The organism is Nocardia sp. JCM 34519.1 (assembly GCF_020361265.1).
Taxonomy (GTDB): domain Bacteria; phylum Actinomycetota; class Actinomycetes; order Mycobacteriales; family Mycobacteriaceae; genus Nocardia; species Nocardia arthritidis_A.
Genome location: NZ_JAIRBR010000017.1, coordinates 34,918 through 50,823, shown reverse-complemented (window position 1 = coordinate 50,823; position 15,906 = coordinate 34,918). Strand labels below are relative to the sequence as shown.

15 protein-coding genes and 1 pseudogene are annotated in these 15,906 nt (G+C 68.0%); 6 read left to right on the top strand and 10 right to left on the bottom strand.

Translation table 11 applies throughout. From position 1 onward, the window contains the following. Positions 1-6: 6 nt before the first annotated feature. Positions 7-255: a hypothetical protein gene (locus LGY53_RS31940; protein WP_225730410.1), complete on the bottom strand. Its 249-nt coding sequence runs from the start codon at positions 253-255 to the stop codon at positions 7-9. A gap of 59 nt (positions 256-314) precedes the next feature. After that, positions 315-3,635 (bottom strand): bifunctional lysylphosphatidylglycerol synthetase/lysine--tRNA ligase LysX, encoded by a 3,321-nt coding sequence (gene lysX, locus LGY53_RS31935; RefSeq protein WP_225730409.1) that lies wholly within the window; start codon positions 3,633-3,635, stop codon positions 315-317. Positions 3,636-3,780: 145 nt separating this feature from the next. Here lysX and LGY53_RS31930 point away from each other — a divergent pair, with 145 nt between their 5' ends. Next, entirely contained in the window at positions 3,781-3,999 is a 219-nt protein-coding gene (locus LGY53_RS31930; RefSeq protein ID WP_225730408.1) for an RNA-binding S4 domain-containing protein, read from the top strand. Here LGY53_RS31930 and rraA read toward each other — a convergent pair. The 7 genes from rraA to LGY53_RS31895 all read right to left on the bottom strand — a co-directional run bounded on the left by rraA (position 3,996) and on the right by LGY53_RS31895 (position 8,487). Then, entirely contained in the window at positions 3,996-4,484 is a 489-nt protein-coding gene (gene rraA, locus LGY53_RS31925; protein WP_225730407.1) for a ribonuclease E activity regulator RraA, read from the bottom strand. The two genes, LGY53_RS31930 and rraA, sit on opposite strands and share 4 nt — an antisense overlap. A gap of 222 nt (positions 4,485-4,706) precedes the next feature. After that, positions 4,707-5,072: a DUF5313 family protein gene (locus LGY53_RS31920; protein ID WP_225730406.1), complete on the bottom strand. Its 366-nt coding sequence runs from the start codon at positions 5,070-5,072 to the stop codon at positions 4,707-4,709. Positions 5,073-5,125: 53 nt separating this feature from the next. Then, a complete protein-coding gene (locus tag LGY53_RS31915) occupies positions 5,126-6,067 on the bottom strand; it encodes a CopD family protein (protein WP_225730405.1) in 942 nt (313 codons plus the stop codon). After that, entirely contained in the window at positions 6,068-6,616 is a 549-nt protein-coding gene (locus tag LGY53_RS31910; RefSeq protein WP_225730404.1) for a copper resistance CopC family protein, read from the bottom strand. Next, positions 6,613-7,272, bottom strand: coding sequence for a YcnI family protein (locus LGY53_RS31905; RefSeq protein ID WP_225730403.1), 660 nt, complete (start codon positions 7,270-7,272; stop codon positions 6,613-6,615). The genes LGY53_RS31910 and LGY53_RS31905 overlap by 4 nt, the downstream gene beginning before the upstream one ends. 59 nt (positions 7,273-7,331) lie before the next feature. Next, a complete protein-coding gene (locus tag LGY53_RS31900; RefSeq protein ID WP_225730402.1) occupies positions 7,332-7,841 on the bottom strand; it encodes a hypothetical protein in 510 nt (169 codons plus the stop codon). Between the two features lie 4 nt (positions 7,842-7,845). Beyond that, entirely contained in the window at positions 7,846-8,487 is a 642-nt protein-coding gene (locus tag LGY53_RS31895) for a DUF6474 family protein (RefSeq protein WP_225730401.1), read from the bottom strand. A gap of 223 nt (positions 8,488-8,710) precedes the next feature. On the opposite strand from LGY53_RS31895, the gene LGY53_RS31890 reads away from it, so the two are divergent. The 3 genes from LGY53_RS31890 (at position 8,711) to LGY53_RS31880 (ending at position 13,496) form a co-directional block, all read left to right on the top strand. Further along, complete coding sequence (locus tag LGY53_RS31890; protein ID WP_374111258.1) at positions 8,711-10,420, top strand: TM0106 family RecB-like putative nuclease; 1,710 nt, start codon at positions 8,711-8,713, stop codon at positions 10,418-10,420. Between the two features lie 151 nt (positions 10,421-10,571). Further along, positions 10,572-12,530, top strand: coding sequence for a molecular chaperone HtpG (gene htpG, locus LGY53_RS31885; protein ID WP_225730400.1), 1,959 nt, complete (start codon positions 10,572-10,574; stop codon positions 12,528-12,530). Positions 12,531-12,677: 147 nt separating this feature from the next. Then, positions 12,678-13,496, top strand: coding sequence for a class I SAM-dependent methyltransferase (locus LGY53_RS31880; RefSeq protein ID WP_225730399.1), 819 nt, complete (start codon positions 12,678-12,680; stop codon positions 13,494-13,496). 59 nt (positions 13,497-13,555) lie between these two features. On the opposite strand, the gene LGY53_RS31875 is transcribed toward LGY53_RS31880, so the two are convergent. Further along, positions 13,556-14,323: an SDR family NAD(P)-dependent oxidoreductase gene (locus tag LGY53_RS31875; RefSeq protein ID WP_167471343.1), complete on the bottom strand. Its 768-nt coding sequence runs from the start codon at positions 14,321-14,323 to the stop codon at positions 13,556-13,558. Between the two features lie 174 nt (positions 14,324-14,497). Between LGY53_RS31875 and LGY53_RS31870 the strand changes: the two genes are divergently transcribed. After that, on the top strand, positions 14,498-15,376 hold the full coding sequence (locus LGY53_RS31870) for an SDR family NAD(P)-dependent oxidoreductase (protein ID WP_225730398.1): 879 nt from the start codon (positions 14,498-14,500) through the stop codon (positions 15,374-15,376). Positions 15,377-15,407: 31 nt separating this feature from the next. Then, a pseudogene (locus tag LGY53_RS44260) lies at positions 15,408-15,626 on the top strand (TetR/AcrR family transcriptional regulator); the annotation flags it as partial. Positions 15,627-15,906: the final 280 nt, after the last annotated feature.

Genomic DNA, 15,906 nt, shown 5'->3' with positions numbered 1-15,906 from the left:
GGGCGGTTACTGCGGCGGCGTGTACTGACCCGACGGCGGAGTCGGCGGCTGCTTCTTGCGCACGATCAACCAGACGATCAACGCGATGATCCCGATGACGACGACGCAGCACAGGCCGCCGAGGAAACGGAACACCCCGCCGCCGCCCCGGCTGCTGCGCCGCGCCTGGTACTCCACCGCGGCGGCCAGCACATCCGGATTGGCCCACACCGAGGTGTCCACCAGGTGTGCGTTGGTGAGCAGATCAAGGTACATCGGGCAGTCCCATCTAGTAGCGGCCGGAACACCAAGCGTAGTCGCGGCATCCGGCTCGGTCAGCGCGGTTTCACCAGCGGGAACGGCAGCGTTTCGCGAATGCTGCGGCCGGTGATCAGCATGACGATCCGGTCGACGCCCATGCCGAGACCGCCCGTCGGCGGCATCGCGTGCTCGAGCGCCTGCAGGAAGTCCTCGTCCAGTTCCATCGCCTCCGGATCGCCGTTGGCCGCCAGCAGCGACTGTTCGGTGAGCCTGCGCCGCTGTTCGACCGGATCGGTGAGTTCGCTGTACGCCGTGCCGAGTTCGACGCCCCACGCCACCAGGTCCCACCGCTCGGTGACGCCGGGGATGCTGCGGTGCGCCCTGGTCAGCGGCGATACCGAGGTCGGGAAGTCGATGTAGAAGGTCGGTTCCTCGGTGCGCGACTCCACCAGGTGCTCATACATTTCCAGCACCACCTGGCCCGGATCCCAGCCGTGCTGGTACGGCACCTTCGCCTTCTCGCACAGGTTGCGCAGCGTCTCCAGATCGGTCGCGGGGGTGATCTCGGTGCCGAGCGCGTCGGATACCGCGCCGTGCACCGTCTTCACCGGCCAGTCGCCGGAAATGTCCACCTCCTCGAACGATCCGTCGGGCTTGGGCCGCATGGCGACCATCGCACCGTTGGCGGCCAGCGCCGCATGCTGGATGAGCTGACGGCAGACGTGCATCATCCGCTCGTAATCGCTGTGCGCCTCGTACGCCTCGAGGATGGTGAACTCCGGATTGTGGCTGAAGTCGACCCCCTCGTTGCGGAAGGTGCGGCCGATCTCGAACACCTTCTCCATACCGCCGACGCACAGCCGCTTGAGGTACAGCTCCGGCGCGATGCGCAGGTACAGGTCCAGGTCGTAGGCGTTGATGTGGGTCTGGAACGGGGTGGCGTTCGCGCCGCCGTGCACCTGCTGCAGGATCGGGGTCTCCACCTCGAGATATCCCAGGCCGTGCAGCGAATCCCGCAGCGAGCGCACCACCGCGCTGCGTTTGGCGAGCACCTCGCGGATATCGGTGTTGATCGCCATATCGACGTAGCGCTGGCGCACCCGCGCCTCCGGGTCGGCCAGACCCTTCCACTTATCCGGCAGCGGGTGCAGGCATTTGCCGAGCATCCGCCAATCGGCGGCGAGCAGCGAGAGTTCGCCGCGGCGGCTCTGACCGATCTGCCCGCTGACCTCGATCAGATCCCCGAGATCGAACAGATCGCTGAACGCGCCGCTACGCTCGGCGCCGACCCGGTCGCGGTCGATGACCAGTTGGATCTCGCCGGACCAGTCGCGCACCACCGCGAAGATGACACCGCCGTAGTCGCGGATGCGCAGCAGCCTGCCGCACACCCGGACGGTGGTGCCGCGCGGTGAACGCCTGGCCTCGGCCACCGTATGCGTCGGCGGATAAGCCACCGGATATGCCTCGACTCCGGTGGCGGCGAGCCGGTCCAGCTTCTCCATCCGCACCCGAACCTGTTCCGGGCGGCGCGAAAGACGTTCGGTGCCATCGGTTTCCGGCAGATCCGGCGCGCTGCCGTCGACTCGTAGGCCGGTGAGCGTCGGCGGTACCGCGCTGTGTAGACCAGTGTGCACGGCGGTATCGGGCTCCTTGCCGAAACGCGGCAGGAAGCCCTCGGCGAGTGCGCTGGCCACCGCGACCCGCGGCAACTGCCTGCGCTCCTCGAACAGGAAAAACCTTGGCACCCAATGCGGTTGGTATTTCACATTGGAGCGGTACAGCGCCTCCAGCTGCCACCACCGGGAGAAGAACAGCAGCACGCCGCGCCACAGCCGAAGCACCGGCCCGGCGCCGATCCGGCCGCCCTCCTCGAATACCGAACGGAATACCGCGAAGTTCAGCGAGACCTTGGTGATGCCCTGCTGTTCGGAGGTCAGCGCCAGCTGGGAGATCATCAGCTCCATGACGCCATTGGGGCCCTTGGGATCTCGGCGCATCAGCTCCAGCGACGCGCCGGTGCGGCCCCACGGCACCAGCGACAGCATGCCGAGCACCCGGCCCTGCGGACTCACCGCCTCCACCAGCAGGCAGTCACCGTCGAGCGGATCGCCGAGGCGGCCGAGCGCCATCGAGAAACCGCGTTCGGTCTCGGTGTCGCGCCATGCGTCGGCCCGCGCGATCACCTGCGGGAACTCCTCGGCCGATATGTCGCGATGCCTGCGGATGCGCACCTCGATGCCGTGTTTGCGCAGCCGGTTCGCGGCCTGGCGGACCTGCTTCATCTCCGGACCGGCCAGCGAGAAGGCGCGGGTGTCCAGGATCGCCTCGTCGCCGAGGCGCAGTGCGGAAAGTCCGGCCCGGCGATACGCGGTGGCGCCGAGTTCGCTCGCACCCATTACCGCCGGGGCCCAACCGAATTGGTCGGCCTGGCGCAGCCACGCGTCGATCGCCTGCGGCCACGCCTCGCGGATGCCGATCGGATCGCCGCTGGCCAGGGAGACGCCCAGCTCCACCCGATAGGTGATGGCGGCCTTACCGCTGGGCGCGAACACCACCGCCTTATCCCGGCGGGTCGCGAAATAGCCCAGCGAATCCTCGACATCGGACCGCTCCAGCAGACCCCGGATGGCCGACTCGTCGACGCCGGTCATCGCATTCGCCGCGCGCTGCGAACGCAACAGCACGATCACCGCGGTCAACAGCGCGATCGCGCCGAACAGGCCGAGCAGGAAGTTGACGAACGGGCGGGGGTGACCGTCGAAATGCTCGTTGTCCACCAGCACCGTCGCCGTCACCCGATACATCGCCCACAGCGGCCGCTGCACGCCGCTCGGCAGCGTCCCCGGGAACAGTTCGATCAGACCCCAGCCGAACAGCCACCCGATGGCCAGCCCGGCGGCCAAGGTGCCCAGCGCCTTCCAACCCGCGCCGCGGCGCACCTTGGTGTAGAACTCGGGCCACGCGGCGATCAGCACGCCGATCACGATCAGCTGGACGATCCCGGCGATCAGATTGTTCAGATTGTGCGAGCCGAGGAATTCGGTCACATTGCCGAGACAGAACAGCCCCTGATAGCCGACGAGCAGCCACCAGGCAATCCGTTTGCGGCTCGCGGTCGCACCGGCGAGCAGACCGACCACCAATGCCCACACCAGGCTGGTGTCCGGGGCGTCGAAGTAGTACAGGTCGACATAGCGGCGCGGCACATGTGTCAGGAACCGCAACCCGGGTGAAAGACTCCACAGGAAACACAGCACCGCGAAAACACCGAGCACCATCCCCGTGATGTGGGGTACCTCCCGCAGCCGGCCGTGCCCCCGATGCGGGACCGGTGGCGTCGCCTTTTCGGGTGGTTCGGAGTCGGTGTGTTGCCGGGCTTGCGTGGAAGTCACCGCACCAGTGTGAATGTTGCCCCCGGTCTGTGTTCGATTTGCCACCCCTTCACCGCGGCGTGTTCGCCTGTCCGAGCGTTCGGTGTGCACGGCGAAGTAGGCCCGCGGTTTACCGATGACCCCGCGCACGGTAAGGATGTATGCCATGTCAGATCCAGTCGATGTGCCGATCGATGACGACGTCATTCGACTCGGTCAGTTCCTGAAGCTGGCCAACCTGATCGATTCCGGTTCGGAGGCGAAGACGGTTATCGCCGCCGGCCTGGTTCGGGTGAACGACGAGGTGGAGGTGCGCCGCGGACGTCAGCTACACGTCGGCGACGTGGTCGCCATCGCCGGTCACAAGGCCAGAGTATCGGGTTAATCCTCCGCGCGGACCACGACACCGTCGTGGTCGCTGTAGAGCATGTCACCGGGTACGAAGGTGACGCCGCCGAATTCGACGGGCACATCCTTGTCGCCGGTCCCGGTCTGGGTGCTCTTGCGCGGGTTGGTGCCGAGCGCCTTGATGCCGATATCGAGCGTGCGCAGGATCGCCGAATCGCGGACCGCGCCGTTGACGATGACGCCTGCCCAGCCGTTGGACACCCCGCGTCCGGCGATGATGTCGCCGACCAGGGCGGTGTGCACGCTGGCACCGCCGTCGACGACGAGCACCTTGCCCGCGCCCGGCTCACTCAGCGTCTGCTTGACCAGGAGGTTGTCCTGGAAACAGCGGATGGTGACGATGCGTCCGGAGAAGGTCTCGCGGCCGCCGAACTGAATGAACTGCGTATCGCAGCTGCGGATGTCGGGGCCGATCTCATCGGCCAGGTCGGCGGTGGCGACAACGTTCGCGTTTTCGGTCACTGTGCTATTTTGCAGCGCCTTCGGCGCTGCGTGTTCGCGGCCCCTGGGAGTCTCGCGTCTCAGCGGTCGAGACTCGCACCTTCGGCGCATGCGCTTCGACCGCTGAGACGCGAGACGGGCCGCGAACGGTCGCTCGTAAGGCTCGCTCCGTGCTGGTCCCGATCTGCCTGCACGGTCGCCGCTGATCCGCGGCGTCGCTGGTTGCGATCTGCTGGCCGGTTGCTATCGATGGCCGTACTGCGCCTGGTACCGGACCCGCTCGCGTTCGCGAATCTTGTTGTGGTCGATCCAGTTCGGATCGAGTCCGTGCTGGACCATGCGCCAGCGCCGCCACACGTAGCCGAGTGCGACGGTGAAGACGATCAGCGGGACGAGCATCATCACGAACATACCGACCTTCAGCGGCAGTGGGCCCGGCAGCAGCAGGACCAGCGCGAGTAATGGGATGATGGGCACGAGGAACCGGACGAGATAGCGCTCCATCGCCCCGTGCCCGACGAGGTCGTGGATGACCCACTCGTGCAGCTCCGCCGGGAGCTCGCGGCCCAGATCGTATGCGATCCGCTGCCCTATGGTGGGAGTATTCATACTTCCAGGCTATGCCTGTGCTGCCGGTCACCGCTAGGTAGCTGGCGCAGCCCTCATGCCGTGACGGCCAAGGTCGCGGCCAGCCCGAACGCCACCGCCATCATCGTCACCTCGACGACGGCCCGGCGCAGCGAGTCCTCGGCGGCCATCCGGTGATCGGTCGCCCTCGGCACCCAGGTGCGCCGCCACCACCAGCCGAGGGCCAGCAGACCGAGCAGCACAAGGGTTTTCGCGAGCAGGATGCGCCCGTAGCCGGTGCTCACCAGGGGCGCGATGCCGTGAATCTTTATGAGCCCGTTGATGATTCCGGTGAGCGCGACGGTGAGCACCAGCGGCAGCGCCACCGCCGAATATCTGGGCAGCGTCACCGCCCATTCGCCGCGGGTGCGCACCACCAGCGCCAACGCCATCAGCAGGCCGAACCAGGCCGCGGCGGCCAGCGCGTGCACCGCGCCGAGCACCGAACCGAACGGCTGCTGCGACATATGCCCGGTGATCGGCCGCAGCGCCAACGCGACCGCCGCGAACACCAGCACCAGATCGGTCGACGCGCTGTCGGGCCGCCGGAACGCCAGCGCCGAATATCCGGCCGCCGCACCGGTACCGACCAGGATGGCGATCCCGATCTGCCCGCCGCTCAGATGCAGCAGGTAGGTGCCGAATTCGGTGGCGCCGAGCCGCCGCACCGGGACCCCGACCACCTCGGCCGCCGAGCAGACCAGCACCCCGAATTCGGCGCCGCACCAGAGCCCGGCGAGTAGGGCCAGCGGTCGCCATGCGGGTCGCAGCCGATCGTGCAGCCGCGGTAGCGCGGCAAGGCCGAGCACCGTCGCGCCCGCGCCGTCGGCGATCACCCGGATCACGGATTCGGCGGGCAGCCCCGCCGGGCGGGTCAGCAACCAGGCCAACCCGACCCCGAACAGGCCCGACGGAAGCACCAGCAGCAGCGCTGATCCCGCCGGCGCGAGCCACCGGCGCTGCGGAACCTCTGTCACCTAGCCCTGCTTCGGCTTCCGGCTCCGCCCGGCCAGCAGCGCGAACGCCAGGCCGCCGCCGAACAGCACCACCGCGCCGACGATGAAGACCCACAGCGGGATTCCGCTCGAGCCGTCGTCATCGGAGGCGGTCTTCGCGTCGGCTTTCGGCCCCGGCGTGCCGTTGCCCGGTTTGCTCAGGGTGAAGGTCCTGGTGCCCTTCACCGGATGGCCGTCGGCGGAGGTCACTCGGTAGGCGATGGTGTACTGACCGGCCGGGCCCAGCTCGCCGACCTCGATGCTGATGGTGTTTCCATCGACGGTCGGGCTGCCTTTGGACCACAGGTTGCCGTCCGGGCCGACGACGGTCAGCGACGGAAAGCTGGTCTGCAACGCCTCGTTGAAGCTGACGCTGGCCCGCGCCGGGCCGGTGTCGACGGTCGACCCGTCCGCGGGCACGCTGCCGGTCGGCGTCGAATGCGCCGCGGCGAGCCCGGCCGCGCCGATGCCGAAGCCGAGCAGGAACAGGCCCGCGACGGCGAGCGTCAGCAGTCGTTTCACCGTGGTCATGATCGCCTGTTCCGGATCACCGAGCCGAGCCCGAGCGCGAAGCCGAGCAGGCCGAGCGCCAGGCCGATGCCGCCGAGCCAGCGGGCGGTGGTGTCGGTGGAATCATGGTCGGCGGATGTCGTGACCTTGGTGGCCGACAGCGAATCATCGCTCAACACCGGGGTCGAGGTCAGCGTCAGCGACGGCACCGGATGTTCGGGCTCGGATCCGTTGGGGCCCATGGGCTGATCCCAGGCGACCACCTTGCCGTCGCTGTAGGTCTGTTTGGCCGGGAAGCTGAGTTTGTCCTGCTTGGGCAGCGGGCCGAGCGAGACGACGAAGCGCTGGAACTGGCCGGGCGCAATACCGGTGGAGCCCGCGTCGGCGGTCCAGGTGATACCGGTGATCTCCGACTTGTCGTTCTTGTCGACCTTCACCGACCAACCCGGAATCGGTTCCGGCCGTGCGCTTTTCATATTGGGGATGGCGACGTTGAGCGATGTGGTGCTCGCGGTGTCGGATTCGTCGGGCACCTTGAAGGTGGCCACCGCGTAGCCGCCCTGTTTGGCGCCCGGCGCGTCGACCGTGACGTGCGCGGCGGCGGTCCCGGCGCCGAGCAGCACCAGGCCCGCGGCGGCGACGGGCGCGCACAGGGCGCGCGAAAGCGAGAGGTTCATGGAATGGCTTTCTGTCCGAAGTGAATTGGCGCGTTCGAGCGCGGCGGCGATAACCGCGCTCAGACGGACACGGGTGGCGCACGCGGACCGATCGCGCCGTTCGGATGAAAGCGGTAATGCGGCACACCGGGGTCCGCCCAGCGGCGGCGATCGGCGACACGCGATCGGCGAGGCACCCCGAGCGCGACCCGAATGGCCTGGGAAACAACGGCATAGAGCCGATCGACGACCAGAATCAGTGCGGCGCAACAGAATGTCGCGACGATATGTGCGAACAGCATCGGCCCGGTCGACAGCGGCGACGAATGCGACTCATGGCCGAGCATTCCGGACAGCGCCACATGCCCGCCGAACTGACCGAGCGCCAGCAGTCCGAACACCGAACCCCGGCTCGCCGGGCGCAGGCCCGCCACCCCGCCGGCCGCCGCCGCGATGAGCAGCAGCAGCGTCAGTTCGGCCGAATTCGGCAGTCCGCCACCGGCGGTGCCGTGCGCGGCGACGGCCAGCGCACCGACCGCGGCGCCGACCAGACAGCCGCGCACCTGGCCGGTGGGCGGGCCGGGACGCATCGGATCAGCGCACGCCGAGGCGCGCGAGCACATCCGCCTCTAGACCCGACAGCTCGTTCGAGATCGAGGCGTGCACGGCGCGCCGCCGCGGTGTCGGCATCTGCTCGGCGGTCTGCACCGCGGCGGTCAGGCTGTTCAGCCGTTCCCTGGCGGCGGTGACGAACTTCTGCGCGTCGCCCTTGTCCGTGCCCTGCTCGCCGATTTTGCCAAGGGCCGCTTCGGTATTCGCGATGCGCGCCTGCAACTTGGCACCGTGCCCGCTGAAATCGCCGAGCTGGTCGATGCCGATGCCGAGCTGATGCGCCCGCCGGGTATCGATCCGGCCGCGAATGAACGTCGCCGCCCGGTAGGCCAGCGGCGCGAGCACCGGGACCAGCACCCGCGCCACGCCGAGATACTTCTTCACCTGGCTCGCGCTGAACGGATCCCGCTCGGCCTTGGCCGCCGCCTTCAGCGCGGCCTTCTCCTCCGCCTGCAGGGTGGCGATCTGCTGCTTGGCGACCTTGCGGTGGGTGCGCGCCTCGGCGCGCTTGGCCTTGCGATCGTTCTTCGCGGTGAGTTTGGCCTCCAGCCCGGCCTTGTGCTTGAGGGCTTTCGCCTCGGCCCTGCGGCTCGGGCGCCGCTTGCGCTTCGTGAACAACCCCATCTCGAAGGCCCTCCGTAATGCCTGTCTGCCCGGTGCACGCGGTTTGCGCTCACCCTAGCCGGTCGACGCGCTCGACCGTGCGCAGGTGTGCTCAGTTCGGTTGTACCCCGTGCGTTACCCCACCCGCCCCGGCCGGTCGCGGCGGCGATATCGATCCCGCCCCGGGACCGCGTTGTGTCATGCGGTTCACGGGTTTGTCGGGGGTGGGGACCATACTGCTTACGTGTATTCGGGTATTGATGACCGGGATGGTCGCGGCGACAACGGCGGAACCGACGAACGTTCGGCCGCCGTCGAACTCGCGCCGACGGCATTCATCGATGCCCGCTCGCTGATCGGCTGCCGCCACCGCCTGCATCTGAACGCGACGCATCCGGGCCTGCTCGCCGATGTCGCGGAGGACGCGGGTGTGCGGCAGCGGCGCGAGGCCGCCGCGGCCCATCGCTCCCGGGTGCGCGATTCGCTCATCGGCGCCGATCCGGACGGCTGGGTGGTGATCGATCCGATGCTGCGCGCCGCGGACCGGGCCGCGGCCACCATGCTCGCGTGTGCCGAAGGGGCGCACCGCATTTGGGGCGGATTGCTGCCGCAGGAGCCGGATACCGGCCGGCGCGGCGGTTCGGAGATCCTGCTGCGCGACCTCGACCGCGGCGGGTACATCCCGGTGATCGTGGTGAACCACAAGGTGACCGATCCGCGTCAGCCGGAACCGGCCGACTTCCACCCGCTCACCTCCGACCCGTATCACTGGGATCCACAACCGGATCCGCATCGCAAACTGCGGCAGCAGCCGCGCGATCAGCAGCGCCTCGCGCACCTGTACCGAATGCTGCAGCGGCACGGCCTGGCGAGTCCGGCGCTGGTCGGCGGCGTCATCGGCTACCACTTCGACCGCATCCTGGTACACGATCTCGGCCCGGTGCTCGCCGACTACGACCGCCGCTACGCTGACCGCATCGCGGTGGTGCGCGGCGAGGCGCCGACGGTTCCGTCGAAGGTGCCCGAGTGCCGCCAGTGCCCGTGGTGGAACCGCAGCGTCGAGGGCCCGAGTTGCGAGGGCTGGCTCATCGAACACCACGATGTCAGCCTGGTCGCGCCCGGTTCGCGGGCCGAGGTGCTGCGCGGGCACGGCGTCGAGACCATCGAGGATCTGGCCGCGTGGTCCGCACCCGATCCCGACGACTGGCAGCACGGCCCGTTCGGCGAGGCGGTGGTCACCGCGCGCGCCTGGCTGGCGGGCGCGCCGCTGGTGCGCCGGGTGCGGCCGATCACGGTGCAGCGCGCCGACGTCGAGGTCGATGTCGATCTCGAGAGCTTCCAGGAGTACGGCGCCTACCTGTGGGGCACGCTGCTCGACGGGGTGTACCGCCCGTTCGTCACCTGGGATCCGCTGCCCACCGAGGACGAGGGCCGCTCCTTCGGCGAGTTCTGGACCTGGTTGATGACGGTGCGCGCACAGGCCGCCACCGCGGGGAAAACCTTTGCGGCGTACTGCTATTCGCGCACCGCCGAGGACAAGTGGCTGTACGAGTCGGCCCGCAGATTCGCCGGCCGCCCCGGTGTGCCCACCGTCGATCAGGTGCGCGCGTTCGTCGACGGGCCGGAGTGGGTCGATATGTTCCAGGCCGTCTCCGATCAGTTCATCTGCCCGAATGGCAAGGGGCTCAAGAAGATCGCCCCCGTAGCCGGATTCGCCTGGCGCGATCCGGAGGCGGGCGGCGAGGCGTCGATGAGTTGGTACCGCCAGGCGGTCGGCTACGACGGCCCGCCCGATCTGGGCCAGCGCACCCGGCTGCTCGAATACAACGAGGACGATGTGCGCGCCACCCGGGTGTTGCGCGAATGGATGAGCGAGCGGGCCGATGCCGAGGTGCCCGCGCTCGCCGATTTCGGACCGGGCGCGCCCGCGGAGGTGCCGCCCTCGGTCCGGTAGTCCGGCCGCCGTATCGAATTCGGGGCGCTACCTGGTTACGCTCCGCTGCTGACCGCACGCCGGGGTGTCGAATTCGCGGCGTCCGGCGGTGCTTTACACTCCGCTGCCGCCCCCGCACCTGACCTCGCACCGCAGCGGTACCATCGCGACCGTGACAGAGCACGTCGAACAACTCGAGTTTCAGGCAGAGACTCATCAGCTGCTCGAGCTGATGATCCATTCGGTCTACTCCAACAAGGACACGTTCCTGCGGGAGCTGATCTCGAACGCATCCGACGCGCTGGACAAGCTGCGGCTGGAGTCCTTCCGGGACAAGGATCTGCAAGTCGACACCACCGATCTGCACATCGAGCTGGCGGTCGACAAGGAGAACCGGGTTCTCACCGTCCGGGACAACGGCATCGGAATGTCGCGCGCCGAGGTGGTCGATCTGATCGGCACCCTTGCCAAATCCGGCACCGCCGAATTGCGCAGGCAGCTGAACGAGGCCAAGTCCGAGGCGGCCGCCGAGGAGCTGATCGGTCAATTCGGCATCGGTTTCTACTCGACCTTCATGGTCGCCGACAAGGTCGTCCTGACCACCCGCCGCGCGGGTGAAACCGCAGGCACCAAATGGGAATCGGCCGCGGGCAGCTCGACGTACACCATCGAGGAGTTGGCCGACGCCCCGCAGGGCACTGCGGTGACCCTGCACCTCAAGCCGGTCGACGAGGACGATCACCTCTTCGACTACACCCAGGAGTGGAAGCTCAGGGAGATCGTCAAGAAGTACTCCGATTTCATCGCCTGGCCGGTCCGCATGCAGGTGGAGCGGACCGTCACCGAGGGTGAGGGCGAGGACAAGAAGGAGAAGACGGTCCTCGAGGATCAGACCCTCAACTCGATGAAGGCGCTGTGGACGCGCCCGCGGAGCGAGGTCTCCGATGAGGAGTACAAGGAGTTCTACAAGCACGTCAGCCACGCCTGGGACGATCCGCTGGAGATCATCCCGCTGAAGGCCGAGGGCACCTTCGAATATCAAGCGCTGCTGTTCCTTCCGTCGCACGCGCCGTTCGATCTGTTCATGCGCGAGCACAAGCGCGGCGTACAGCTCTACGTCAAGCGGGTGTTCATCATGGACAACTGCGAGGAGCTGATGCCGGAGTACCTGCGGTTCGTCAAGGGTGTTGTCGACGCGCAGGACCTGTCGCTCAACGTCTCTCGCGAAATCCTGCAGCAGGACCGGCAGATTCAGATGATCCGCAAGCGCCTGGTGAAGAAGGTGCTGTCCACGGTCAAGGATCTGCAGGGCGCGGAGGATCAGGAGAAGTACCAGACGTTCTGGAAGGAGTTCGGCCGCGTCCTCAAGGAGGGCCTGCTGTCGGACTTCGACAACCGCGACACCATCCTGCAGGTGTCCTCGTTCGCCTCCACCAACTCGACCGATGAGCTCACCACGCTCGCGCAGTACATCGAGCGGATGAAGGACGGTCAGGACAAGATCTACTACATGACCGGTGAATCCCGGCAGCAGATCGAAGCCTCGCCGCACCTGGAGGCGTTCAAGGCCAAGGGTTACGAGGTGCTCGTGCTCACCGATCCGGTCGACGAGATGTGGGTCGGTTCGGTGCCGGAGTTCGACGGCAAGCACTTCCAGTCGATCGCCAAGGGCGAGGTCGATCTGGAGACCGAGGAGGAGAAGAAGGCCTCCGAAACGCTGCGCGAACAGCAGGACAAGGAGTTCGCCGATGTGCTCGGCTGGCTCGGCAAGACCCTGGAGTCGAACGTCAAGGAGGTGCGCCTGACCTCGCGGCTCACCACCTCGCCCGCCTGTCTGGTCGGCGACGTCTTCGATTTCACGCCGCAGTTGGAGCGCATGTATCGGGCGTCCGGTCAGGCGCTGCCCGAGTCCAAGCGGATCCTGGAGCTGAACCCGACCCACCCGCTGGTCACCGGTCTGCGCGACGCGTACACCGCGAAGAAGGCGGACGCCGACGCGGATTCGGCGCCCGAGCTCGCGGAAACCGCTGAACTCCTTTACGGCACAGCGGTTCTCGCCGAGGGCGGCGAGCTGAAGGATCCGGCGCACTTCGCGCACATCCTCACCAACCGGCTCACTCGCACTCTCTGACGGCGGCTGCGGCGGGGTGCGACGACCACCCCGCCGCATAACACCGACCGGTCGGAACGTCAAGCGCCACAGCAATATTCGGGTCGGTTTGTGGTTCGAAAACGCGTCTCGCGGTTAGCCTTGGGCGGTCGAAAGGATCGCCAGCACATGTGCGCAAACCCGCTCGCCGTCGCCGAACCCTGGGATCTGGTGGCCGATGGCTACGCCGAATTCGCTCCGGCAATCATGCAGCCATTCTCGGCGCGCGCACTGGAATTCGCGGCGCTGACGCCGGATTCGCGCATCGTCGACGTCGCCGCGGGCACCGGCATGCTGAGCCTGCTCGCGGCGCCGCGGGTGGCCGAGGTGCACGCGGTGGACTTTTCGACGCCGATGATCGATCGGCTGCGCGCCGCGGCGCGCGCGGCGGGTTTTACCAATATCCAGGCCTCGGTCGGTGACGGGCAGGCGCTGCCGCTCGCGAGCGACCGGTTCGACGCGGCCTTCTCGATGTTCGGTCTGATGTTCTTTCCGGTGCGCGCCAAGGGTTTCGCCGAATTGTTCCGGGTGCTGCGGCCGGGCGGGACGGCCGTGGTGTCCAGTTGGGCTCCGGTGCTGGAATCGCCGCTGATGCGGTTGATGTTCGGCGCGGTGCACGCGGCGGATCCGACGATCCAGGAACCGCAGCCGAACTATCTGAGCCTGGAGAATCCGGAGATCTTCGAATCCGAAATGCGCAGAGCGGGTTTCGAGGCCGTCTCGATTCAGCGGCACACCGGTTCGGTCGTCTTCACCGATGGGGACGACATGTTCGAGACCATCGTGCGCAGCAACGCGCCGCTGTTGCTGTTGCGCCGCCGGATCGGCGAGCAGCTCTGGGCCGAGCGCGCCGCCGTGATGCGGGCCTACCTGGCCGAGCACTACCGCCCCAATCATCCCCTTTCCACCACCGCCTTCCTCGGCATCGGGCACAAACCGGAGATCTGAGACGGCGAAGGCCGCCGCGCCCATCCGGTCGCGGCGGCCCTGTTCGATCGGCGAGCGGTTTACCGCGGCGCCATGCGCAGCGCGCCGTCCATCCGGATGGTCTCGCCGTTGAGGTAGTCGTGCCGGACGATGTACTCGGAGAGCTGGGCGTATTCGTCCGGGCGGCCGAGCCGGGACGGGAACGGAACGCCGGCCTCGAGTCCCTTGCGGTATTCCTCGGTGACACCGGCCAGCATCGGGGTGTCGATGATGCCGGGCGCGATGGTGTTGACGCGGATGCCGAACTGCGCCAGATCGCGCGCGGCGGGCACGGTCATACCGTGCACGCCACCCTTGGAGGCCGAGTAGGCGATCTGGCCGATCTGGCCCTCGAACGCGGCGACCGATGCGGTGTTGATGATGACGCCGCGCTGGCCGTATTCGTCGACGGCGTCGGTCTTGGCGATGGCGTCGGCGGCCAGCCGCATGACGTTGAAGGTGCCGAGCAGGTTCACGGTGATGACGGTGCGGAACAGCTCCAGATCGTGCGGGCCGTTCTTGGACAGGATGCGTCCGGCCCAGCCGACGCCCGCGCAGTTGACCACGATGCGCAGCGGCGTACCGGACTCGACCACCCTGGCCACCGCGGCGCCGACCTCGTCCCCGCTGGTGACATCGGATGCGATCAGTGTGACGCCGGCGGGCACGCTGTCGCCGGCCCGCTCGATCGACTGCGGCACGTCGAGGCCGAATACGGTGGCGCCCAGATCGGCGAAGCGCTTGGCGGTGGCGGCGCCCAAACCGGATGCGGCTCCGGTGACTATGGCGGCGGAACCCGAAATCTCCACGATGGTCCTCTCATTCGTGACAGCCAGTTGGCCCTTCGTCAATTGCACCCTAACGGGCACTGTCGACGAAGTCGTCCGCAGACCCGCGCACGGCTGGGGCGAAGCTGCCGGACCTTCCGGAGGACCGGAAATTTATTTGCGAACATATCTGTTCACAGGTGGTACCGTCCAGCTATGACGTTGTTGTCCCGGGCGACCGTAGCCGGGCGCAAAATCTTGATCACCGGTGCGGCGCGGGGGATCGGTGCGGTGCTGGCCAGGCAGCTGTACGCGAGCGGGGCGCAGGTGGCGCTGCTGGGGCTGGAGCCGGAACTGCTCGCCGAGGTGGCGCGCGAATGCGGTGACGCACCGTGGCGCTACTGCGATGTCGGCGACCTGACCCAGGTGGACCGGGTGGTCACCACCCTGGTCGCCGAACTCGGCGGGCTCGATGTCGTCGTCGCCAATGCCGGTGTGGCCAGGCAACTTCCACTCATCGGCGGCGATCCGCGGGTGCTGGAGGAAACCCTCGCGGTCAATGTGCTCGGCGTCTACTACACGCTGCGCGCCGCCGGACCGCATATCGGCCACCGGGACGGCTACGCGCTCATCGTCTCCTCGCTGGCCGCCGCGGTGAATCTGCCGCTGGCCGGCGCGTACAGCGCGTCGAAGGCCGCGGCCGAGGCGCTCGGCCACACCCTGCGCAACGAGATCCGGCACACCGGGGCGAAGGTCGGCATCGCATACTTCGCCGAACTCGATACCGAGATGACCACCACCGGTTTCGGCACCGCCGCCGCACATGCCATCCTCGGCCGCGAGACGGTCTCCGGTGTCGCACCGCTCGGCCCCGCCATCGATGGACTCGAACGCGCCATCGCGCGTCGCAAGCGCCGGGTGGTCTCGCCGTGGTGGGTCGCGGTGGCGCTGCCGCTGCGGCCGCTGGTCCAATTGGCGGTCGATTTCTCGCTGCGCCGCGGGGTGGCCCGCGGCCTCGATATCGCACGCGCCGAAGACGCACCCTTCACCACCGATCAGCCCGCGCGACCCCGCAGAATGGAACGGCCCGCCTGAGGCCGGGCAGTTCGGAAAGGGCGTGGAACAGATGACCGAATCGGGCAGCAACGCCCGTCAACTCCCGCGCGGCAGGCACGGACTGCCGCGTGAGCAGGTGATCGCATCGCAGCGCGAGCGGATCCTGGACGCGATGGCGGCCGCGATGACCGAAAACGGTTACGTCGGAACGTCTGTCGCGGCGATCCTGAAACGGGCCGGTGTCTCCAGGGAGACCTTCTACGAGCAGTTCCGCTCGAAGGAGGATTGTTTCGAGGCCGCGTACGAGCGCGCCGTCGGCCTGATGCTCGGCCGCATCGCCGAGGCGGCCGACCCGCCCGGCGCCGACCCGGTCGCGCCAGCCGCCGATCCGGACCGGATCGAGCGGATCCTCGGCGCCTACCTCGACGGGCTGGTCGCCGAACCCGCCTATGCCCGGCTGTTTCTCGTCGAGGTCTACGCGGTCGGTTCGCGTGCGGTGGCCCGCAGGGCCGAACTGCAGGAGGCGTTCGTGGAGCTGGTCTGCGATGTCCTCGGCGCCCGATCCGAGC

Bases quoted from the DNA above. Each gene is read 5' to 3' on its own strand.
- LGY53_RS31895 (WP_225730401.1), bottom strand. From the start codon at position 8,487: ATGGGGTTGTTCACGAAGCGCAAGCGGCGCCCGAGCCGCAGGGCCGAG.
- LGY53_RS31920 (WP_225730406.1), bottom strand. From the start codon at position 5,072: ATGAATACTCCCACCATAGGGCAGCGGATCGCATACGATCTGGGCCGC.
- LGY53_RS31900 (WP_225730402.1), bottom strand. From the start codon at position 7,841: ATGCGTCCCGGCCCGCCCACCGGCCAGGTGCGCGGCTGTCTGGTCGGC.
- LGY53_RS31905 (WP_225730403.1), bottom strand. From the start codon at position 7,272: ATGAACCTCTCGCTTTCGCGCGCCCTGTGCGCGCCCGTCGCCGCCGCG.
- LGY53_RS31870 (WP_225730398.1), top strand. From the start codon at position 14,498: ATGACGTTGTTGTCCCGGGCGACCGTAGCCGGGCGCAAAATCTTGATC.
- LGY53_RS31930 (WP_225730408.1), top strand. From the start codon at position 3,781: ATGTCAGATCCAGTCGATGTGCCGATCGATGACGACGTCATTCGACTC.
- LGY53_RS31940 (WP_225730410.1), bottom strand. From the start codon at position 255: ATGTACCTTGATCTGCTCACCAACGCACACCTGGTGGACACCTCGGTG.
- LGY53_RS31910 (WP_225730404.1), bottom strand. From the start codon at position 6,616: ATGACCACGGTGAAACGACTGCTGACGCTCGCCGTCGCGGGCCTGTTC.
- LGY53_RS31880 (WP_225730399.1), top strand. From the start codon at position 12,678: ATGTGCGCAAACCCGCTCGCCGTCGCCGAACCCTGGGATCTGGTGGCC.